Source organism: Autumnicola musiva, from assembly GCF_031846585.1.
Taxonomy (GTDB): Bacteria; Bacteroidota; Bacteroidia; order Flavobacteriales; family Flavobacteriaceae; genus Autumnicola; species Autumnicola musiva.
Genome location: NZ_JAVRHK010000019.1, coordinates 15731 through 39971, shown reverse-complemented (window position 1 = coordinate 39971; position 24241 = coordinate 15731). Strand labels below are relative to the sequence as shown.

Genomic DNA, 24241 nt, shown 5'->3' with positions numbered 1-24241 from the left:
TAATTCGCTCTATAATCTGCTGACATTATTGTCTTTATTATTCTATTTACAAGCTGATTAAATCTTCATAATACATCATTCCCTTAAATAAAATTCTTCATTTTTAGAAAAATCTTTTGTGAGAGGCTGAAGAAAATCAATATCATCTCCCTCCTTTTGTGCTGCCGTAATAGCGAAAACTTTTATTTTATCGTTATCCGGCAATTGTACTGAAGTAGCTCCTTCGGGAATATCCATCGCATATTTGTAGATATAGGCATATTCATATGCCACGTTCTTTGAGGGATAATGGTTATGATGATGGGACGAGAACCAGGCAATGTTGCTCTTCTTAAAAAAAGGATCATTCATTTTTAAAACCTCTGTTTCGTCTTCATTAAATTCCCTATTATAAAATTGACCTATAAAACCTGTCCATTTTTGGATAAATAATTCTTCTTCCCTCTCATCCAGGTAGAATGAATCTGTAACATCCTCGGTAGCTGCAGCTAATAGAAAGAGTTTATCATAATTGCCTTTCGGAAGCTGTATCTTTTGACCTTTACAACCTATCACATTCATCTTGCGATCTTCGGCATCTCCCATTTCGAACATAATCCCCTCACTGGTTATTGTTTCAGGGAAAAGCTCTGCAGGATAACTCTTCATGGAATACAAAAACATGTCCTTGGTATTGTTATCAATGCTGTTAGCATCGGTGCGATGATAATCAAATGTCACAATATCTTCATTAAAAGGAAGTTCCACCGGCTTCTGATACTTTTTAGGAGAGGAAGCTGATTTGAGCTTAACTGCAAAACTTTTAATCCCGAAATAACCGATATCGAAATTGGCTGTTTTTCCTGAAAAATTCAGGTCACCTATTTTTTGTTCCTGCCCATTCACTTCATAAGCATTTTCGATAGGAGCAATAAATTTCATCATTATATTCTTTTGATCTTCTCCCCTTAGCTCATTCACCCGAACGATAAAATAATCACTGTTTTCTGCTTTTTTAAAAGCCATTAAACCTAATGCCTCCGAATCAAAATTTATTAAAGACACCTCCTTGCCCATAACTCCATTATGTTGTGGAGTTTCATAAGCAATAAGCGGCTTCTCAAAATACTCAGCTTGTTTAGCGGTTTCGCTACTTTTCCAATCACCACGATGAGGATAAAGAGCATATTTTATATCATGTATCCCCCAATCCTGAGTAGCCTGATGCCAAAATCTTTCATCATCGATTCCAGGTGTATATAGCAAAGTTAATCTCAGTGTATTATCATCAGGTTTATCAGAACCAAACTTGCAATCCTGTAAAACAGAAATTCCGTATTCTCCAGATTTGTCAGTTAGATCAAACCATCCTTTTGAAGGCACTTCGTATTTTTTGGGATCGTTATTTTCTCTTTCCACGGCACCTAAACCAAGATTATAAGTAGCTTTCTCATTTTCAGCTGAAAAAGGAAAGGATGCCTTTAAACTTACTTCTTTAGATTGCCAGTTGAGTTTATTATCAAATTCTAGTCTTTTACCGGCATTTCCAGCAGAAAGACTGATGACCTGAGTGATTGTTGAGTTTCGCTTTTGCCGATTTACTTCCAGGGCAACTCGTACCGGCCCTCTTTCAACAATTTTGATTTCAGCACCCCCATTCAAAAAATCAATAGGAGAATTTTGACGTTCTTCCCAATCCATATTCCAGGCAGGCCAACGGGAAGGCTTCTCGAATAAAAACTCTAGTCTTGCTGGTTTTGCCAAAAGCTCCTTCTGGAGATTTTTATCATAGATACTGGTAATATCACCATTTTTGTCAAGAACAACCTTATAGTTCCTGTTTTCAAGGGAATTCTCAGTTACCCGTAATTCCTGGCTTGAACGGCCAGGTGTTTTATTTGAACTTCGCACATCAAAAACTGAAATTCCAACTGAAGGAACCTGAGCAAGAAAAATAAATTTGAACTTATTTCCTTCTTTAGAAATAATCTGGGAAGGCAATTCCTTCTGATTCTTATCAAATACTTGAATATTTTGTGGCATTTTCTCGAATTCCAGTTCCGCTGTCACTACATCTTCCCTATCAAAAGCTACAGGGTTATATACCGAAACAGACCTCCCCTTTACAGTAGTATGTAATTGGGAAGAAACAAGACTTAAAGCATTTTTTAATGGTTCTTCAAAGCCTTTATTAGCAATAAATTCATCATTCCAAGCAAGTTCATAAGCTTCAGGAATAGCAGTCCCAGGAAGTATGTCATGCATCTGACTACCTAATACTAAATCCCAGGAATTATTGATTTTGTCCTGAGGATATTCTGCTCCTGTAAGCACTACTGCCATAGCCGACATTTGTTCTGCAGATTGGGCGAGATTTTCATTTTTTCTATTCATTCGTTTCATAAAAGCTTGTGAAGTAAGTGTTCCTGCACTATGCTCCGTTAGCAACAAATCGCCCTGATACGTAGGAAGCTTCTCCCTGATTTCAGGAGTAATATCTTTGAACATTTGATCTGAAGAGGCTAAAACAACTTTTATTTTACTGTTCGGGTTATCTAAACTTTCTATGGCATTAAGCACATCATTTTCCCGAGGTGCACCTCCTTGATCTCCAATACCATAATACCGGAAGTCAAAACCATAGCCTGAGCGCCTGTAATTTTCTTCAAGACGATCATAATATTCAATACTATTATCAAGCCGCTTTTCTACACCACCTGTATATTTGGTTGCATTGAGTGCGGAAACAATTCCTTTTCCATCAAGTCCTTTCCATACCCCGACATTGAATGGAATACCCACAGCAGATCCCCAGGTTAGTTTTTGCGTTGAAAATCCAATTAGGCCTGTATGATTTATAGCGGAAGGAAGACTGGCAACAAAGCCAAAACAGTCTGGTAACATATAGTCCTTGCTGGTTTTACCAAACTCTTTTTGAAAAAAATCGTTGCCATATAATATGTGCCGAATAACGGATTCAGAAGATGAAACAGTTACTTCCGATTCGTCTACAGAAGAACCGGATATAAACCATCGCCCCTCATCTACATATTTTTTTACCTTTTCAAATTTTTCCGGATAATATTCCTTCATCATCTTATACCGCCTGGATCCGGTAAAATTAAAAGTGTACTCCGGATACTTTTCAAAAAGCAAAAAGTTTTCGTCCATCGTGTTTTTAATAAACTCATTGATCGACCTTTTATAAGTCCAGCGCCATTCTGTATCCAAATGAGAATATCCTATGGTGTATAAAACTTTATCTTTTGTTATATCATAATTTTTAGAATTGCTATCTTCTACTTCCGCGGCAGATTGAGCTAATAAACCTAGTGGCAAAAAAATAATAGCCCATAAAATTCTATTTCTCATATTAATTTTAAATTATAACTTACTATACCTTAATATTTTATAATGTTTAATCTTTTTCAATAGACACACATGTAAGTAAAACCTCCTCTTATATATAAATCTAAAAATGTACTTCCTGCCATAATTAGATCAGTTAAAGCTTCACCTAAGTACGCACCAGAAAAATTCCATCTAATTTCCCAATCTTTATATTTCCATCCACTTCTTCACCATTATTAATATCTGGAGCCTGATCTGCAGAACCCTTCAGTCTTCTAAATCTTTCTCCAGGCCATATCTTATTTACATCTACTTCAACTTCATGCGCTGCAGGATTTGCGATAACCATTCCGCCTTCAAATTTGCGCACAATGACATCGGGTGCAGCATATACTGCAAGATTTGAAATTGTCACCAGCTCATCTCCCTCAAAATTAAATATTATACTGGCAGGATTATTAAACTCTCGGTAATAGAATCCAGCGTCGAATGGTTTTTCATGAATAAGAGCCATGTTCTCTAAAATTCTTTCAAACTGCATATCCTGAATAAGTGTCATATTTTTCATGAAGTTATCCTCATCAGAAGCCTGTATTCCTCCCGAAACTTCCACATGCATGAGTCGGGCGGTTTCCTTCGGGTATCCAGCCATAGTCTCACCACTAACTGTAGCGGTCACGAAAAGGTCTTGACCTTCAGTATTAATATCATTTATCTCAAATTTTAAATATTCTTGTCCGTCTTTTTTCTTGCTCAACGTAATCACACCATCTTCCACCTTCACGGAACTGTTAGAAGAAGTGATTTTTTGATCCAATGCCGATGCAGAAAGAAGATTAGGTTTTTTAATGGCAAGCCGCTGAATAGGTCCAATAGCTTTTCCTAACCAACCCAGCTCTTTTTCCTTTCCTTTACGAAGCTCATCCCAAACAAAAACATCCTCTCCCAATTCTGTTCTACCACTAGGAATTGTCATTGAAATGCCCGCGTCACATATAACCGCAGCTGCAAAAGCCAATCTAATATCGGCCATACGCTTATCATCAGGCTTCGATTTAATATAATTAAAGATGGGCGCCCGGGAATTTTCTTTCCAGAACAAAAGTCGGTTAATCCCTCCACCCCAATCATTAAATTCCTCCTCATCACCGCCAGTAGGAAATTTTTCATGTTCTGTTCCATTTAAAATACCGACTGATCTTTGGTGAAACCATTTATCATTATCCGCCATTATAAGACGATCTTCGCCTAAAAGCTTTCGGAGTTCTATCAAAAAATTAATAGCTCCTATCCCGTAAGTTTGCTTACCATCAAATACTCCCCCATCCGGTTTTCCATCGGCATCCAAATCCATTCCTCGTCCTTTAGATTTTGCTACCGGCACATGATGAAGCACGTCAAATTCTACCCCATCGAAATGTTCCAAAAGTCCTTCTTTATCAAACCAGTCAGCAATTTGCTGGGCAAATACTTCTCCCGCCTGCTTACCATTTTTATCACGTGGACTTAAAGTTGAATAGTTATAATACCATCTGAGGTTATTAGATATTGCACCCCCCGGGCCCTCGTAAACATGGGCTGCTGCATATGCATTATCAGCATCAAAAGATATGGGTTTAGTTCCATAGCTACCTCTTTCTACTTTAATCGTCCCCCTATCATAATCGATATCCAGGAGTTTGACCTGTTCGCTATAATTCCAATCTGGTCCTCCATTAGCATCTAATCGACAAAGCCCTATATCCTCGTTCGCTTCTCTTCCCTTGGGACCAACATTTAAATTGAATAAATCAACATCGGAAACTTTGATTTCCATAACACCATTTTTAGCAGGCAGATCTTGTTCAACCGTTGCTCCAACATAATAAGCCCAGTGTCCTGCAAAAAATGGTTCCCTGGCCAAATGAGGATCTCTTCCTCTACCACAGAGGTGTATAAGTTCTGCCTGGTTTGGATGTAATTCCTTTAATCTATCGAAATACTCCCGTACCTGTTCGAAGTCTCCCACGGTAACTTCCTCTTTTAAAGCTTTGCCTTCAATTCCCATTAAACTACTAAAGGCAGGATACCATTCCTCCCAGGTGGTAGAAGGCTGTCTACCTATTTGCTCCGCATCACGAAAAAAGTAAGCTGCCGGCACTTGATCGCTTTGAAGAATTTGTAATTTATCAAGGCGGGAAGAACCTTCTGTATAAGATTTTGCATTCGCTTCATCTGCAGATTCAACTTTTTTTTCACCACAAGAAATTAAGACAGAACATATGAAGAGTATCATAAAAGATAATGAATTAATTTCCTTTTTATACTGAGATAGACTGATAATGTTTTTCATTATTTCGAATAATTTTAAATTGAATTTGTGCTTGATATCAACTCGCACTCCCTATGAAATTTGATATTTAGAATTCCAGGTGTTTAAATAGCAAATTGCACACACAAGTAATATGATTTGAATCTTTATTTTCCTGGGCACTAGCTATGGAAAGCACCGAAAAATAAAAGAGCCAGAAATATTTTTTCCCCGATTTTATATCTGTTTAAGAGGTATTTTATCCATTTTCTTAACTTTTAACTGATTAGGAATTATTCTTGAGCGGACTTTTATCTGAACATTTATTAGCTAAATATATTAATCAACTATTTATTTGACCTTCGTCTATCACCAACCCGGATTTTGCTGTAGGTTTTCATTCAAATACACTTCATTTTGAGGAATGGGATAGAAGTACATTCGATCATCCCACACCCGGATTTCCACTAATTTCCGTTGATAATCAAAGGTTTCATTATTGTTTATAATCTCCATACCATAAATTTCTGTAGTGGACGGTCCAATTTTCCAACGACGTATATCCCAAAAACGATGATCCTCAAAAGCAAGTTCCACACGACGTTCATCTCGTAATTGCTGACGGAATTGCTCTTGCGTCAGTTCTACAGGAAAATCTGGCATATCTGCCCGACTGCGTATTTTGTTCACTGCCTGAAGGGCAGTTAATCCCATCCCAGCGGGATCATTCGGACCATATGCCTCATTCATGGCTTCAGCATAATCAAGTAGTATTCCTCCAAGACGAAAATGTACCCAAGTGTGAATAGCTTGTGTTGTATTATTAGGATCTAAACTCACCCGTTCTATAACCTGCTTCTTTAGATAATAACCCGTTTCCGTGGCCCTTTCCTGAGGTAGCCCGTCAACCCCTCCAATCCAGGTTTCAACAGGACGTTCTTTCCAAATAGAATTATTAAAAATTACAGTCTTGTATAACCTTGGATCGCGTCCTTCATAGGGTTTTGAATGATCATATCCTGAATTGGCATCTTCTATATCTAAACCTGTGGATTGCATATCATATGCATCAACCAAATTTTGAGTGGGTGCGGTGCCAGGTTGAGCTCCTTCATAGCCAATAGGAAAATTAGAGCGTTCAAACCAGTTGGAATTTGAATTTCTCCGTTCAAAAATAAGTTCATCACTATTTCGGTTGTTCACAACGTCGCTATAGTCATTTTCCAACGAATAATACCCTGAATCAATAATAGCTTTAGCGGCAATTGCAGCTCCCTCCCATAGTTCTTCATTTCCACTAGGGTTATGTAAAGGACTAGCTGCATACAAAAGAACGCGAGATTTAAGGGCCATAGCAGCACCACGTGTTGCCCGACCCGTTTCCCTACGTGGAATAGATTGATAATCTACAGGCAGTTCAGGGATAATTTCGTTACATTCATTTACTATAAAATCCACAATTCCCTGAAAAGAAGTTGGCTCAACTGAATTGGATTCTTCAAGATTTAAAGGTTTTGTAATTAAAGGCACTCCTCCATAGCGCTTTATCAAATCAAAATAAAAAAAGGCTCGTAAAAAACGTGCTTGATATGGATATAGCCTTGCTTGAATCATGAGGTTCTCATAATTATTGTTAAACTCGAGCTCTTGGAAATTATCTATATCGAATTCTTCGATGAAAATATTGGCAGCTCTTATCGCTTCATACGAGTCGTCCCATCTACTATCCAGTAGGTTCATTGGGCTCCAGCTACCATCATTGAATTGCTGCACCCTAGATCCATTAAAAATCTCTTCAGCATCATCAGAAGCAGAAGAGCGCATTGCCCCATCAACACTGTTAAAGCCAGCAGGCAGCCTATTATAAATATTGTTTAGGAAACCCTCAGTGCGGTCAAATTCGCCAAAAATGTCTTCTTTAGTGTAGAAATCATTCTCGTCGTAATCCAACTTACTGCATCCACTCAAAATTAAGATTAAACCGAAACATATATAAAATTTAGAAGAATACAAATGCATAACTTATTTTTTTAAATATTTAAAATTTCATTTCCAGACCTAACTGATAAGAACGTAAAAGGGGATATGAGGCGGACAACTGTTCGGGATCCATGATGGGTATATTATCTATAGAAAATAAATTCCTGCCGCTTAGATAAATTTGCAAACTTTTCATGTTCCAGGAATCCAATGAATTGGGTAATGTATAAGAAATCTCCAGATTACGCAATTTAGCGTATGATTTACTTCTCAACCAGATACTGTTTGACTGAAAATTATTTGCATTGTCTTCTGTTGTTAAACGAGGTAAAGTAGCATTTTCCATTGTTTCGTTTGTCCATCGTCGGTCATAATAATATTCTGATATATTGTTATTATTCGTCAAAGGCCAAAACACACTGGAAGTATTTAGAAAAGCAGTCTGATTTCCTGTGCCTTGCAAGAGCGCAGAAATTCCAAATCCCTTATATTCAGCACCAAATGAAAAAGAAAAATAGATCTCTGGGTATCCCCCGGCATAACCCAAGGATACTTCATCAAACTCGTTGATTACATTATCACCATTCTGATCCCTATACCTAATATCCCCCGGCTTTACCTCTCCAAACGATTGAGAAGGACTGTTATCTATTTCATTTTGATCTTCAAAAAATCCAATTGCTTCCAACCCGAAAAATTGTCCTACTCTTTTACCGGTGCGCTGCAAGTAATCATAAGGCCGATATTGCTCGTTAATTTCTTCTATTTTGTTACGTGTAAAAGAAAAATTTCCACCGATGTTATAATTTACATTTCCTATAGCATCCCGCCAATGTAAACTTGTTTCAATTCCTTTATTATTAACAATACCGCTAGAAGTCATAGGAGGATTAATACCCAATACTTGTGAATATCCCCCTCCCGTACCAGATAAAATATTATCCCGCCGTGAATAAAAAAGATCTGAAGAGAAATTCAGTTTATTAAAAAGCGCCACATCAACCCCTATGTTAGTAGTTTGAGAGGTTGCATAGGTGAAATTAGGTGAACCCAGGCGATCTTCCTCATTTCCACTTCGGAAATTATTACCGTTTCGAAACCAATACCCGGATCCTCCACCATATGTCGATTCATAATAGTTGTTGTTAGGTAATCGATCGGCCCCATTTCCACTCATTCCCCATGATGCCCTTATCTTTAACCAATCCAAAAATTCACTATTCCGTAAAAAATCTTCATCAGACAGCATCCACGCGACCGAAACTGCGGGAAAAAAACCGAATCGCTCACCTGCAGGAAGAACGTTGTACCCATTATAGGAAGCTGTTAGATTTATAAAATATTTTTCCGAAATTCCGTAATGAAGATTTGTCATAACATTTTGGCCATGGTAAGTGTTATTTTGACCTCGTAAGCTTCGTGAATTCTGATGGAAAAGAACCGTACCTTTCAATTCGTTGTTGCCGAAATTCCTTTCATAATTCATTTTACCTACTATATCAAAATAAGTCCGCTGCGAATCAAGCCCACCGAAGAAGTTCAAATCTGTATCTTGCCCATATTCCGTGGTTGTGTAATCCACAACATCTCCATTGTTGTTGCGAACAGGAAACAAAGATTGGTAAGTATAATTTCTGGACTGACCTTCGTCAAACCTGCTATTGTTGTTATATCTGATTGAGGCTTCAACATTTAACCCTTCTATCAATTTATCCAGGCTTTGCCTTAAAGTCCCACCAAAAGATACTTCTCGCTCATTTGGCCTACTATAACCGGTGGATGTCAAAGTGGCCACCGGATTGTTGCCATATATGGGTGTCCCCCCCAAATTTCCATCAGGTGTTCGAACAGGAAAAGCAGCAGAAGGAATTGAATAAATAGCACCAAATATATTATTTGAACTTATACCTCTATCCGGTGCATTCTTTTCCATAAGGTTTCCTCCAACATTTATTTTGAGTAACAAATCACTTGTAATATCAATATCTAAATTACTGCGGAAATTAAATTTCCCATACTTCAATTGTGTGTCATAATCTTCCGCTGCTGATATTTCCCTATAAATTCCAACGTCACGCACATAATTTACCATTGCAAAATACCGTGCAATTTCTCCTCCACCTTTAAATGAAAAATTAAGATTTGATCGCGTAGCAAGATCACGTAAAGTTTCGTCGGCCCAATCTACATTAGGATATAAATAAGGTGAACTACCACTTTCGTACGCCTCAATGTCACCTGTAGTATATCTTGAGGATAAGCCGTCATTTTGAAGTGCTTCATTTACCGCTTGAGCATAAGTAGATGCCTGAAGGAAATTAGGAGTTACTATGGGTTGGGTAAAGCTTTGCTCAAAAGAAACTTCTACTTCAAGAGCTTGTTTTTTTCCTCTTTTGGTAGTAACCAATACAACCCCATTTGCACCTCTTTGACCATACATAGCCAAAGTTGGAGCATCTTTTAAAACACTTATATTTTCGATTTCCTCAATGGATAGTGCATCAAAAGGTTGCTCAAACCCATCTACTAAAACAAGAGGTGAATTGTTCCCGAAAGTTCCCTGACCGCGAATAAATATCGTAGGTGAGACCGGAGGTTCCCCGGCATTTTGCAAAACCTGTAATCCAGCACTTTGGCCATAAAGAGAATTTGCAGGATTGATTATAGTTCTGCTCTTTGGGAGATTAGATCCTTCTATAACATCAACTGCACCAGTTAATTCCTTAAGGCTTCTTTTCAATTCATATCCGATATGAATATCACTAGTATCCGCGTACAGTATATATTCTTCTCTACCATCGTGTTGTTGGGCTATTGTATTGTAAGAGGTAAATAACCATATTAATAATAATCCTAGGGATAAACATTTTTTTAATATAATTCGTATCATAAAAGAGTATTTAATCAAGATTAAAATCATAACTCCCAACCGGGATTCTGAATGAGCCCATACTCCTTCAAGATTTCATTTATAGGGAACGCACTCAAGTACCATTTTGGAGACCAATTGTTTTGCCAAAACCTGGAAGGAAGTTCAAATTGATCATAATTAAAATTGCCATTGTCATTCTTGGTTATGTCCATACCATACAAGGTTTTTTTAAAAACCTCTTCTCTTTTCCAGCGTATCATGTCATACCACCTGACTTCTTCAAAACCTAATTCCAATACTCGCTCTCTAAGTACAGCTTCTCTAAATTCCACTTGTGAAAGGCCGGTCGGCAAATCTCCTAAGTCTACCCTCCTTCGTACTTTGTTCACATATTCGTAAGCTTCAGGGGTAGGACCCCCATTGATTTCGTTTAGAGTTTCGGCATAAGAAAGATATATTTCCGGTAATCTCAACAATGGCCAATGGGCGGTGGCACCCCTGGATTCAATTCCGTCTAATACAAATTTTCTTATCCGGTAGCCGGTCGCAATTTCAAGGGCACCTTGTGCCAGCCTCTCACGTCCCCCTATCCACGTTTCAGCAGTGCGATTCTGATAAATATCTTCATTAATTAAAACAGTCTCGTAGAGTCGGGGATCGCGATTTTGATATGGGTTTTGAGGATCATATCCGGAAGCTGGATCAGTTATTTGCTTACCATTGTCCATTGGAAACATATTGACGTAATTATGCGTAACTGGACCTACGTTCCTCTCTTCCAAATCAAAAAAATAATAATCACCGCCAGCTTGATATTGTACCCTGGTCGAAATTAATACTTCAGGACTATCCCGATCATTATAAGCATCTTGAAAATCTTGACGGGGATTGCCCGTGTCAAGCAAATGATACCCTGATCCTTCGGCCTTATTGATTAAGTCCTTGGCCGCATTGGCTGCTCTTTGCCATAGACTTGGATCATAGCTACCGAACCAAACCAACTTCTGATCGGTGGCCTCCCCCTCCATATATGGTTGAGAGGCATTGAACAGTGGACTAGCTGCAAATAGCAGCAATCGCACCTTAAGCCCCATAGCTGCAGCCTGTGTAAAACGTCCGGCTTCTGTACCTGGATTATTAAGGCTAAAAGGCAGATCAGGTATAGCCCGATCAATCATAGCTGTTGTTGAATCTAAAGTAGCTTCTGCAGTTAAACGGGGCAACTCGAAATCTTCATTAGGTCCATAAGCATGATCTACCCAAGGCATTCCGCCGTAATTCCTAAACATATCTACATAATGAACTGCAATAATCATTCGCGCCTCTGCTATTAAACGCTTTTTGGTCTCCGTCGTCATATCCGGCACCCGGTCAACGTTATCAATAAAAATATAAGAACCCCTAATACCTTGCCAAGCACCAGAATTACTATAGTTATACTTAACAGCACCAGAATTGTTTTGGGCAGTATAAGCAGTATAGGATCCTGAATAGTAGTGTCTATTCGCACCAGATGTTGTTAGATAAGATTGATTTATATCTGTCAAGGAGGCAAGCATTGCACGCCCTAATTTATCCCTGTCGTAAGGTGCATCTACAATACCTGGTCCATATGGTAATGTACGATAGTTATTCGTTAAGAAGCGTTGAGCCAAATCAGCACGACTAAAAATAGTATCTATAGTGACATCCTGGCTTGGAGGTTTTTCGAGAAAATTATCACCCAATGGGGTGAAATCGGTACATGCCTGAATCACTCCTATAAACATAACTAAAATCAGAAGATCAAATCTTTTGATCCACTTCACAATATAATTTTTCATAGTTCTTAAATTTATATTTTAAAATTGCACGTTCACACCGAGGTTATATATTTTCATTAAAGGATATTGAGCTTGTTGCGGATTTCCTGTTTGTTCCGGATCAACAAAAGTTAAGCTTGAAAATGTAAGTAAATTATATCCACTTAGATAGATTCGAGCTTGACTTAAGCCAATGTTATCCAAAAAATTCTTGTGAAGATTATATCCTAATTCTGCACTCTTTAATCTCAAATACGACGCATCTCTTAGCCAATAATCAGAATCATATTGGATCCTACGTCCTCTTGCATTAAGTGACAATCGGGGATAGCCAGCTTGCTGACCTCGTTCTGGCGTCCAGCGTTCTTCCCATTGATACTTTGCAATACTTAACTGCCCCCCACCTCCAAAGGGAACCCTATGAGGTGCAAAATCTAAGACCCGAGAAACATTTGTAGCCCCTGCCCACTGCATTGAAAAATCTAAGGATTTATAATTTAACCCCAGATTAGCTCCAAATACGTATTGAGGATATTCCGGATATCCAATGGCTTTCTGGTCATTCCCATTCACTACGCCATCCCCATTTAAATCTTTATACTTTAGATCACCAGGTTTAGCCGAATAGGGAGGATTGGGTATTTCTGAGTCGGGAGCAAGATCAGCTTCCGTATAATAGCCATCAAAAACATAACCGAATGGCTGTCCCACGGAATGGCCTGTACGTCGCATATACGGTTCCCCTCTAGGCACCTCATCCATATACACAATCTCATTACGTGAAAATGTCATATTCCCTCCAATTGAATAGAAAAAATCTCCCGTTTGATGTTTCCAATTGATCTGTCCCTCATAACCTCTGTTTTTAACTTCTCCAACATTTACAGCTGGTAAGTTAGCAGCAACATAGTTGGGAATTGTGTTCAACGTAGTCAGGATGTTACTGCGATCTTCCTGAAAATAATCAAAAACTACATCCAACTTATCATCAAATAAACGGATATTAATACCATAATTTTGTTTTTTAGCCTCCTCCCAAGTTACTAGCGGATTGCCAATTCGTCTTTCTGAGGCACCGGGTTGATCTTGTGGCACCTCAATACCAAAATTATATCCTCCTGAAGATGCATCATATTGATCAGCTAAATAAAGAAATCTTCCAATCCCTGTATCATTACCCACTATACCGTAAGACCCTCTCAATTTCAAGAAACTCAAAAAAGATACATCGGGCATAAAGGATTCATTGCTAATAATCCACCCTCCAGATATAGCAGGGAAAGTACCAAATCGCCTGCCACGTGCAAAATTTTCTGATCCATTATACCCCATGCTCACTTCAAGCAAATATCTCTTGTCATAATTATAATTTATGCGCCCTAAAGAGCTTACTAAGCCTCTGGGAATCCCGGTGAATTGATCAGGATAATAATTTTTGCGTTGGTTGTATAATAGGAGTCCCGTTACTTCATGGGCACCAAAACTCCGGCTGAAAGCCAGACGGGCTTCCAAATACCAATCGCGATCTCGATTATAATTTTCTGAATAGCTTAATAAATTATCTGAACCCAGTCTTTGAAATACAATGGTGGAATCTTCTGGAGCAGTGGGATCAACATCCATTCTGTAATATGGTTGATAATTAGCAACAGAGGAGTTCCTATTTATTCTTTTTGTAGAATAAATATTATAAGCACCCTTTAGCTGTAGTTCCAATCCCTTGATAAGAACATCAAGTTCCTGTCTTACTGAAAGGTTCAAATTTAAGGTATTACGGTTAATCTTATTGTACCCGCTTCCATACACTCTACTAAAGATATCTTCACTGTTTCCAGGTATATACTGATTTGAACCACTAGCAGTGACGACCCTACCGTCTACCAAACCTGCACCACCATATGGCGGTGATCGATATACTTGATACCACAAATTCGGGTTTCTAATACGGGTTTGAGAATCGATCCTACCACCTGCTGTTAATGATATAGTAGTTATAGGGGTAACATCTACATCTATATTAGAACGAAAATTATAGCGATCATAAGTCGGATTGAAATCATAATCAGATTCAAAGGTTTTGAAGAAACCATCCTGTTTAAGGTAACCTCCAGCTATAAAATACCGGACATCCTCAGTACCGCCAGAGATATTAATATTTGACCTACTTTGGAAGGCGGCTGATTTCGTCATATAATCTACCCAATCCATATCAGGGTAAATAAGTGGATCGGAGCCGGTCCGAAACGCCTCAAGAGCTTCTTGCGAAAACCGTAGGCGGTCTGGGCTTACTCCATCATTCAATTGAGCCTCATTATATGCCATTGCGGTTTCGTAGCTATTAGCAAACTCTGGTATATAAGTGGGCACCTGGATACCGGCATATGTATTGAAGGATATTTGTGCTGGCCCTTCTTTGCCGCGTTTGGTTTCCACAACGATTGCTCCATTGGCTCCCTCTACACCGTAGACAGCTGTTGCCGAAGCATCTTTTAAAACACTTATACTTTCAATATTATTAGGATCAAGCTGCATCACGGAATTAGAGCCACTCTGAATTATCCCATCTAAGACAAATATAGGACTGGAGCGTCCTTCAGATAATGATGCAACACCTCTAATAAAAACATCAGGCGCATCCGCGCCAGGTTGTCCTGAGCGTTGAATGGTTTGTAAACCGGGCACCTTTCCAGACAAAGCATTTCCTATGTTAGCTGTAGGCGCTTCAGTAATTTCATCACTACTAACCGAACTTATCGCACCGGTTACAGCAGACTTTTCTTGCGTACCATACCCAACAACTACAATTTCCTCTAAGGCCGAAGTAGAAGATTCCATAGAAATGTTCAATTGTGCCTGACCACCCACCTCGACCTCAAGTGGTTCATAGCTTACGTAACTGAATACAAGAACCGCGTCTGGAGGAACATCAATAGCATATTCTCCATCAAAATTAGTGACGGTGCCATTAGAAGTACCTTTCTCAATTACATTTACTCCTGGAATTGGTATTCCTTTAGAATCGGTAACCGTTCCCAAAACTCTTAACTGCTCCTGCTTAACGCCATCGTTTTCGTGAATCGTCCCAGAACCAAAGATTAGAATAGTTCCATCCTTTCTATATTCAATTTTATAGCCCAGTTTAGACACCTTCCTTTCTAAAAGCTGACCAACAGTGGTCTTTCCTTTTTTTAACACAGTTTGTGGCATTCCGACAAATAGGTCAGTGCTATATATAAAATTATGCGTAGTTTGTTCTCTTAGAAGATCAAACACTTCTTCAACGGAAACAATCTTATCAGATTTAATAACAATTTCTGTGTTTTGGGAAAACACAGATTTACTTGTAAATCCGAATGAAGTCAGAAAACAAATAATTAGAAAAATTTTCATAAGAACGAGCGATAAGTTTTTCTTTTTGAGAAAAAGAAAATTTAAAAAAAGATTTATCATAGATTTACATTTAGTTGTTGAAATTGAGTCGAGGAAATTGGATGAGAAAGTTTGCTCACCCTTATCTTTATTTAGACTTTCTTCTTAGTTTATTCTCAATTATTTGTTACTACTATCTTCTGATGATATTATAGTCTCAACATATATTTTCCCTCCTTTTATGTCAAAAGCGGCTTTTCGAGTCCTTTCTATTGATTCTAGAATATTTTCTATTTGTTGATTTTTCCTAAAGACTCCATTAAACTTCCTCTCTTTAAGTTTTTCATTTCTAAAGGTTACCTCTATATCGTACCACCTGGATAACACAATCATAATATCCTCCAGAGATTTGTTTTTAAACGTAAATAACCCATTTTTCCAACAAATGAAATTTTTAGGGTTGACCTTTTGAATACTATATTTATTTGTTATAGTATTAAGTGCTAACTGTTGATTTGGAATTAGAAATTCTTTTATTTTAGTTTCACTATTGATAACAGTAACCTTCCCTTCTACCAACGTTGTAGTAATAATCTCATCTTCTTTATACGCTTTTATATTGAACTTGGTTCCCTGAACTTCTACAACCTGATCTGGAGTTCCTACAATAAAACTTGCGCCCTGATGCATAGTACTTGAAGACACATTAAAATACGCTTCCCCGTATATTAATTCAATTTTCCGGAACCTCTCGGTAAACTGAACTGGGTATTTTAGTTTGGTATCGGAATTCAACCATACCTCAGTACCATCGGAAAATTTTATAAAATATTCCCCGCCCCTTGGAACGGTTAAGTAATTGTAAACTATAGCTTCATCTGTAAATTGATGCTTTAAAGGTTCATAGACAATCTGCGATCCATTACTTTTTATATGAGTGGTTTGATAGGTTTTATTTGTTAAATCAATTTCAGTTCCGTTTCCTAAAGTTAAAATTGCTTTATCATTTCTAAAATCCGTTACAGAAATGGCAGAAGGATTAAGAATGGTCGACACTGGCTGATCGTTTATAAACTGAAAGAAAATAGACAAGCCAATAATTCCTAATATAGATGCAGCGAGAGCAATTTTAAAGTATTGATTTTTTTGATCCTTCTCTATTTTTGAACTTATGAATTTCCAAGCATCGTCCGTTTTAACAAGTTTCGCTTCTTTTAAATAATTATTTCTAACTTTTACATAATAAGCTCTGTGCTTGGCAGACGCATGGTACCATTTGTCAAAAGCAATTTTCTCTTTGGGAGAAAGTTCATTATTTAGCTTTTTAACAATGATTTCAAATTCCATTTTTAATGCTCCTTTACTATTAAGACAATATAATTGTGAAAAAGGGTGACAAAATTTTTAAAAAAATGATATTTATGAGAACAAAGAGGCATTAGGATGAAACATTCACACTTGATCCTTTTGTGTGGCTCCGTCGGACAAACTTTAAGGGCTCTCGTAAACCCTTTCTTATTCCCCTTCAGCTGTGACTTTATTCTTTAAAAGGTTCAAGAATTTCTTACAGGCTATCTGTGGGAAAGTGCACGGTTTTTTCTCAGTTCCCATTCTGTGTAACGCACATCACTAAGTTCTTCAGATCCGAGCATCATTGAGTAGGTTTATATCGGGGGGGTAGCTAATATCTACTTAACAGACCGTAGCATTGGCCTGCAACTTCCTTTGATTTTCCTCTTTTCTGTCAACTTCCTTTTGGTCTCTGGGATGATACTTTGATTCCCATTGCAAAAACTTCACACTCATAACTCTTACGGTTAAAAACAGTAGTGAGTCACATATCACTTTATACCTGAATTCTAATCCATAAAAAATTACAACTAATACATATTTCATAATTGCCTCTAAAGCACCACCGTCCTCTTTAACCTATATGTACTTATTGATCAGAACAGTTATTATAATACAAGCATCTATAGTCCCGGCACCGCAATTTGACGGATAATTTTTAGCCTACCAATCGAATTATAATATCCCAATCAATTCTTTGTGCGATCCTGAAGCTCCTTTATAGAAAGTGACTATGTAAGAGATCTTTAGCCCTTTTTAACTGAGTTTTAATTGTGTTAGTGGAAATATTAAGTTCCCTGGAAATTTCTGAATAGGAATAATTTTGCTTATATTTTAAATTAAATATTTCTCTCATTCTATTTGGCATACTTTCTATTAGATGTGAAACCTTATTGAATTTTTTAATTCTTTCATCCTGCAGTTTATTTGGGTGGTTATCAGGCACCCTGATATGGGTATATTCTAAAATCTCAAGCTTATCGCTTATATCAAGCTTCTTTAAATGATTCAAACACTTGTTTCTAACCATTTTATACATATATCCTTTTATAGAAGTGGTAATATTAATAGTATCTGCATGTTCCCAAAAACAAATAAATACTTCTTGTACTACATCTTCGCTACTAGCACGATCGTAAAGATATCCCTCGGCATATATTACTAAAGAATCATAATAAAGATAAAATAAGCGTTTAAAACTTTCCCGATTTCCTCCCTGAATTTCTAAAAATAATTTTGTGTCCAGCATATAGAAAGTTTTGTTATTAGACCTCTTTCACTTCTTCTAAAATATTCCATATATCTTCCAACTGTTCAAGAGTTTTTCCCTTTGTCTCCAGGATGAATTTGTACGTAAAGAAGATGATACCAAGGATAAAAATGGAAAAGAGGAAGTAAGGAAGAGAACCATTCCAGAAATCTATATTATTCAGATCACTCTCGGCTACAATTGGAAAGGATTGTGTCACCATATAATTTGCTGCCCACTGTGCCGCAACAGCTGTGGACATAGCAACACTTCTTATCCTATTAGGAAACATTTCCGATAGAATCACCCATACTACAGGCCCCATTGACATAGCAAAAGAAGCAATAAACAAGAGCACTCCAATTAAGGACCAGATGCCGATGTAACCACTCATTAAGGTAGATCCCAATAGCAAGAACCCAGCCAACATTCCAACTGATCCAATATAAATAAGAGGCTTACGTCCAAATTTATCTACAGTGGCCATGGCTACAAAAGTAAATACCAAATTAACTCCGGCCAGTAGAACCTGTTGTTGTAGTACATCTTCTGAACCAAATCCAAGGGCTTGTTCAAAAATATCCGCGCCATAATACAATACTGCATTTATACCGGTAAATTGCTGAAGGATAGATAACACTGTCCCCATAATTATTATGGAAAAAACCCCTTTTGCAAAGATATTTACCTTTTCTTTCCTGTTATCCTTTTCTATTGAATTTTCAATTTCTCGGAATTCCATATCGGCTATTTCTTTTCCATGGATCTTAACCAGAACATCCAGGGCTTTAGATTTCTCTCCTTTTAGAGCCAACCATCTGGGACTCCTTGGCACGAAAAACAATAAAATAAGAAAGCCCAAACTCGGGATGAGTTCCGACCAAAGCATATACCTCCATCCGTTTTGAATATTTTCAGCCTCAGTTGCGCTTTTTCCGATAAAATAAGTGGCTAAAAACACAATAAAAAATCCAATAACAATAGCTAATTGATAATAACTAACAAGGGTGCCCCTTATCTTAGCTGGTGCTATTTCAGCAATATAAGTAGGAGCATTCATTGAGGCTATACCAATTCCTAATCCTCCTAAAAGGCGGAATATAACTAATAAAGAAACTGATTGAGGCAAAAATTCCGGTAATCCTGAACCCCACGCTGAAAGGGAAAATAGGATTGCAGAGACTACAAGAGAATATTTTCTTCCAACACCATTACTTATAGGTCCGGCTATTATCGCTCCAAGAAAACAGCCGATAAGAGCACTTCCGACTACCCAGCCTTTCATACCGGCATCCAGATCGAAAAATTGACTAAAATAATATTGTGAGCCGTTAATAACACCTGTGTCATACCCGAAAAGCAATCCTCCTAAAGCCGAAACAATGGTAATTAAAATGAGGTATGTTTGGTTTTTCATTATAAAAAAATTTATAGTCTTTTTATTGTTATTGATTGAGAAAAGCAGACAAAAGAGGGAAAATAATCCCTCTTTTGAGATAGCTCAATTATCTATTTGCTAAAGTTTTTTTATTTTAATATTCCTAAACCATACATCATCACCATGATCCTGCAGGCCGATATAGCCTTTTTTGTCATCGCCACCTGCATTAAGGAAATTTTTCCATTTCTTAAACTTGCTGCTCTGTACCATTTCTTCCCATTCATCGGTCCATAAATGATATTCCACCACATTTTCACCATTTTGAACATGCACCACTGTACCGCGATACACGATTATGGAAACCTTGTTCCATTCACCAACAGGTTTCGCATTTTGAGGTTCTGCCGGAATGAGATCATATAAAGAACCTGATTGTCGGTTCCCATTCTCTCCTAATCGCGCATCGGGATGACGTTCATTATCCAGGATCTGCATTTCAGGGGCAGACGCAAATATTCGCTCTCCTTCTATTTCCTCTGCTAGATAAAAGATACCACTGTTTCCTCCTTCGGACACCTTCCACTCCAGGGATAGCTCAAAATCCTTAAACTCTTCATCATAAATGATATCACCGCCACCACCGGCCTCACCGGCACCCGTACCCTCTACTTTCATAGCACCATCTTCAATGGTCCAGCCTTCCGGAAACGAATCTTTTCCATAACCCCTCCATCCTTCTGTACTTTCGCCATCAAACAACAGCTCCCAACCATCCTCTCTTTCTTTTTGGGAGAGTTCATTTACACCTACATTGGCTACTGTCTCAGCTTCTGTATTCTCTTGCTCTGCAGATCCCTCTTTTTTTTCACCACAAGAGATCAAAACAGACACAATAAAAATAATAATGAGGGGAGGGAGTGCGTTGCTTTTATTTTGGCTTAAAATAATCCTATCTTTCATTTTTAATTTATTTTAGATTTTTATTAATACAATTATGACAATTTCCAGCCATCTCTGTAATTGTGCTTGATATATTCTTGTGCTGCCTCTTTAGCATTGATCGTCATATGCTGGGTGTTGAATTTTGGATCGCCATCGATAACCGTGAATTTATCGGAAGTCACAATCCTGAGTTCTTCATTTGCTCCTATATTCTTAATCCTCATATTTTCGCCATCCCATTCCAGTTTTTTCTTGAGGTCCTGTAAACGTACGGCTAAGTTGCCCATTACAACAACCTCATTGAAAGGTCCTGAATATAGGAAATTGGAGCTTGCCTCTACACGGTTTGCTTTAGATTCTTTGCTAGCCCTTACCCAGTCCATTTCATGATTACTCTCTACACGGGGAATCACTTTTTTACTCTGTGGAGGATTATCTTCTCTTCCTATGATATAAGGATCCCGACCGTAAGTACTACAAATAATGGTTCCTTTTGTACCTACAATCATAGCGCCTCCACCACCGTCTCCCATTATTCGGCCGGGTTCTAGGCCTTCAGGACGTTCCGGCATTAACCCACCATCATACCAAGTCATCTTGAGAGGAGGTCTTTTTATCTTATCAAGTCTTTCCATTTCAGGAAAATAATAAGTAACTTTTTCTGCAATAGGTGCACTTTCAGTATTTAGCTGCGAAGAACTACCTTCAAATGCTATGGGATGACCTAGTTCAAGGGCAAAGTATATGGGGTCCATGATATGGCACCCCATATCTCCCAATGCTCCCGTTCCAAAATCCCACCAGGCCCTCCAGTTCCATGGGGTATATGCAGGATGATAAGGCCGATATTTCGCCGGACCAATAAACAAATCCCAGTCAAGCGTAGATGGCACAGAAGGCTTTTCTTCCGGTCTTTCCAGCCCCTGCGGCCAAATAGGTCTGTTAGTCCAGCAGTGTGCTTCCAAGGGGTCGCCAATTTCTCCATTTCGTATCCACTCTGCAAAAAGCCTTGTGCCCTCTCCAGAATGGCCCTGGTTACCCATTTGGGTAGCTACACCAGTTTCTTTGGCAAGACCTGTTAAATACCTGGATTCATAAATAGAATGGGTAAGTGGCTTCTGTAGAAAAACATGTTTACCCATCTTCATACTATCTGCAGCAGTAATGGCATGAGTGTGGTCAGGAGTGGCAATGACCACCGCATCGATATCCTTATCCATCTCCTCAAGCATCTTACGGTAATCCTTATACTTTTTTGCATCTGGATAATCGTTAAAAACGCCTTTTGCATATGCCCAATCGACATCACTTAGTGCAACAATATTTTGTCCATTAATATTTTTTAGGTTGGCCGCACCCATACCACCAACACCAATACCAGCTATATTAAGGGTGTCGCTAGGTGCCTGATAACCTGCACCTCCAAGCACATGCCTGGGGACAATTGTGATCCCGGCAGCTACTGTTGCTGTTCGGGTAATAAATTTTCTACGTGAAAGATTATTTGTCCCTCCTTTATTTTTGTTCATAAATCAGAAATTTTATATATTAATAATTATTTATTATCGATTAATTTTCTCCTTTGATTTAGTTTCTATAAAAATGATACTGGAATCCATATCTCGTTTTGTTCAGCAGGAATTATATATAAAATTTTTCCTTTTGTGTTGCTGAACTGTTTAGGGATATCAACTCCAAAATCAAACTTGGAAGTATGACCAGCTTTTAGATTGATAGCTTTTTCAAATTCTAGATTTTCATCTAAATCCTCTGAGGTTAATTTTACCTTCAGTTTTATATCTTTTGGCTCATTACTTAAATTTTGCAGTGTAGGTGTTAAAATGTTTCTTTTTCCTGCACTTAATTCTACTTTTTCTGTTGGAAAACTTTCCGGGGGATTGATCAGGACTGAATTAGAACGAGCCTCTGCAAAAAGTCTAAAAAAAGATTTAGGTGAAACTACTTTGAATTCCTTCCCAATCTGATCTACCACTTTCACCATATCTGCTATGGTCAGCTTATGGGCCGGTACATGTATTGGAATGAAAAGTGGTCGCTGTTTTCTACATCTGGCTACCTCTTTCAATCCGCGCACCCAATTTTCAACAGTCTTCTCACCCTTGGGGTTCGATGTTGGCAACCACGTAGTAGCTTTCGCACTTTTACTCTCAAATAACCTTACTGCTTTCGCACTTCGCCTGTCATAACCTTCTATCACCCCTGTGAGCTTACCTCCTAAAACTTCACGATAAATTTTGGCGGTTTCATCGCTCACTGCTCCAGAGGGGCTCATAACCGAAAGCTCTGATAAACCAGTTTTTTTAATATAGCTAGACATTTCATTCAAAATCTCACGAAGTTTGTCCTTTGGCATTTCTTCCGGATAGAAATAACCAATTCCCGAAATACCGTTAACAAAAAAGTCATTATCAGTGGCTGTCGCTTGAAAATAATCGAGTAGTCCAGGTCCCACATTCACCAATAGCGGTTGAATTTCCCATCCGAAGGGAATTTTACCTCTTTCGGGCAACTGCCACTGACCTCCTTGAGCCCTTCTTGTCAAAAAGTTTAATGAATCCCCATCAGAAAGGACAAAGGTTAGATAAATTTTATCTTCCAATGGTGCAGTATTTGTCTTATTTACAACTTTTTGTCTAAACCTTTCAACAGCTCCAGGAACATTAACCCGGCTATGGAAGGAAAAATTAGCAGCATAGGTGGATGTTCCCAATGCTAATTGTCCATGTTTTGAAAGGTGACTGATATGGGCTGTTTCTCCAGCTCCCTGATGCCAACCAAACACATATCCCTGCGGTTCCATAGCTTTGAGAATCCGATCTTTGAGATCAAATTCGTCGCCCTTGCTTTCCAAATCAAAAAAGAAACCTCTTTCGGCTACGGTAAAATCACGCGCCCTATTAGATGTATAGAAGGAATTGGTTGATATTTCACCTTTTGAATCGGGACCGGGTGTACCTAAGTTAGAAACACGAGCTTTATTCGCATTGGACCATTGGTTTTCAAAAGCCCATTGATATACCTCGAGTTTGCTCATTTTCTGGAATCGCCCACGCAAATCCCGTTTTATGGGTAAATCCGGTAAATCATTTTTTTTCCTTTTTAGGATCGATGCTGTGATGGGCAATAAATTTTCAATACTTGCATAATTTGCCCCAATATTCGCGGTCACAGGCGCCTCGGTATCCACTATGACATAACCATTTATTTGAAATGGTTTATTGATATCAAATTTATTGAAAAGAGTATATGGATCACCAACTTCATCAAACTGCAGGTGTTCATAAGTTTTATACCACTCGTAAAAAACGCGATCATTCCCAACAGGGTATTCGGAATACCAGCTTTCTTTAGTTTTGTTGGGGTAATAGAAGAATACTTTAGCCTTGTTCCTATTCATAAGCCCTTGCAGACAACTGAACATCAACATTTCCCAGTAGGATGTGCCCCGCATATCTGGAACTAAAATCCTAGCTTGTTCTTCCCGTACTGTTTCATCGGCTTCCCCGGCCTGAAGTGCGGAGGAAATCATAATACCCATCACACTTCCCCCGGACAACAGCCCTAATTTTTTAAGAAATTCTCTTCTCCTTTTTTTCATTTAATTAGATTTAAGATGTTCCCATACTTAAATTCAACTACTCAACTTTCATCTACA

Annotated in this window: 12 protein-coding genes; all 12 read right to left on the bottom strand. The window is 38.2% G+C overall.

The window, feature by feature from the left end; all coding sequences use genetic code 11:
- Positions 1 to 75 precede the first annotated feature (75 nt).
- The 12 genes from RM539_RS17275 to RM539_RS17220 all read right to left on the bottom strand — a co-directional run bounded on the left by RM539_RS17275 (position 76) and on the right by RM539_RS17220 (position 24184).
- On the bottom strand, positions 76 to 3351 hold the full coding sequence (locus tag RM539_RS17275) for an alpha-mannosidase (protein ID WP_311504672.1): 3276 nt from the start codon (positions 3349 to 3351) through the stop codon (positions 76 to 78).
- A 145-nt stretch (positions 3352 to 3496) separates the two neighbouring features.
- Positions 3497 to 5662, bottom strand: a complete 2166-nt coding sequence (locus tag RM539_RS17270; protein WP_311504671.1) for a hypothetical protein — start codon at positions 5660 to 5662, stop codon at positions 3497 to 3499.
- A 327-nt stretch (positions 5663 to 5989) separates the two neighbouring features.
- Positions 5990 to 7588, bottom strand: coding sequence for a RagB/SusD family nutrient uptake outer membrane protein (locus RM539_RS17265; protein WP_311504670.1), 1599 nt, complete (start codon positions 7586 to 7588; stop codon positions 5990 to 5992).
- A gap of 70 nt (positions 7589 to 7658) precedes the next feature.
- A complete protein-coding gene (locus RM539_RS17260; RefSeq protein ID WP_311504669.1) occupies positions 7659 to 10490 on the bottom strand; it encodes a SusC/RagA family TonB-linked outer membrane protein in 2832 nt (943 codons plus the stop codon).
- Positions 10491 to 10516: 26 nt separating this feature from the next.
- The gene (locus tag RM539_RS17255; RefSeq protein WP_311504668.1) at positions 10517 to 12295 is read right to left on the bottom strand and encodes a RagB/SusD family nutrient uptake outer membrane protein; all 1779 of its coding nucleotides are present in this window, start codon (positions 12293 to 12295) and stop codon (positions 10517 to 10519) included.
- Between the two features lie 18 nt (positions 12296 to 12313).
- Positions 12314 to 15421 (bottom strand): SusC/RagA family TonB-linked outer membrane protein, encoded by a 3108-nt coding sequence (locus tag RM539_RS17250; protein ID WP_311504667.1) that lies wholly within the window; start codon positions 15419 to 15421, stop codon positions 12314 to 12316.
- Between the two features lie 402 nt (positions 15422 to 15823).
- Positions 15824 to 16990 carry a FecR family protein gene (locus RM539_RS17245; protein WP_311504666.1) on the bottom strand — a complete coding sequence of 389 codons (1167 nt, stop codon included), beginning with the start codon at positions 16988 to 16990 and terminating at the stop codon, positions 15824 to 15826.
- 721 nt (positions 16991 to 17711) lie between these two features.
- Positions 17712 to 18242, bottom strand: a complete 531-nt coding sequence (locus RM539_RS17240) for an RNA polymerase sigma factor (protein WP_311504665.1) — start codon at positions 18240 to 18242, stop codon at positions 17712 to 17714.
- A 16-nt stretch (positions 18243 to 18258) separates the two neighbouring features.
- The gene (locus RM539_RS17235; protein WP_311504664.1) at positions 18259 to 19659 is read right to left on the bottom strand and encodes a sugar porter family MFS transporter; all 1401 of its coding nucleotides are present in this window, start codon (positions 19657 to 19659) and stop codon (positions 18259 to 18261) included.
- A gap of 99 nt (positions 19660 to 19758) precedes the next feature.
- Entirely contained in the window at positions 19759 to 20583 is an 825-nt protein-coding gene (locus tag RM539_RS17230) for a 3-keto-disaccharide hydrolase (protein ID WP_311504663.1), read from the bottom strand.
- A gap of 32 nt (positions 20584 to 20615) precedes the next feature.
- Entirely contained in the window at positions 20616 to 22094 is a 1479-nt protein-coding gene (locus RM539_RS17225; protein ID WP_311504662.1) for a glycoside 3-dehydrogenase, read from the bottom strand.
- A gap of 65 nt (positions 22095 to 22159) precedes the next feature.
- Complete coding sequence (locus RM539_RS17220; RefSeq protein WP_311504661.1) at positions 22160 to 24184, bottom strand: GxGYxYP domain-containing protein; 2025 nt, start codon at positions 24182 to 24184, stop codon at positions 22160 to 22162.
- Positions 24185 to 24241 lie beyond the last annotated feature (57 nt).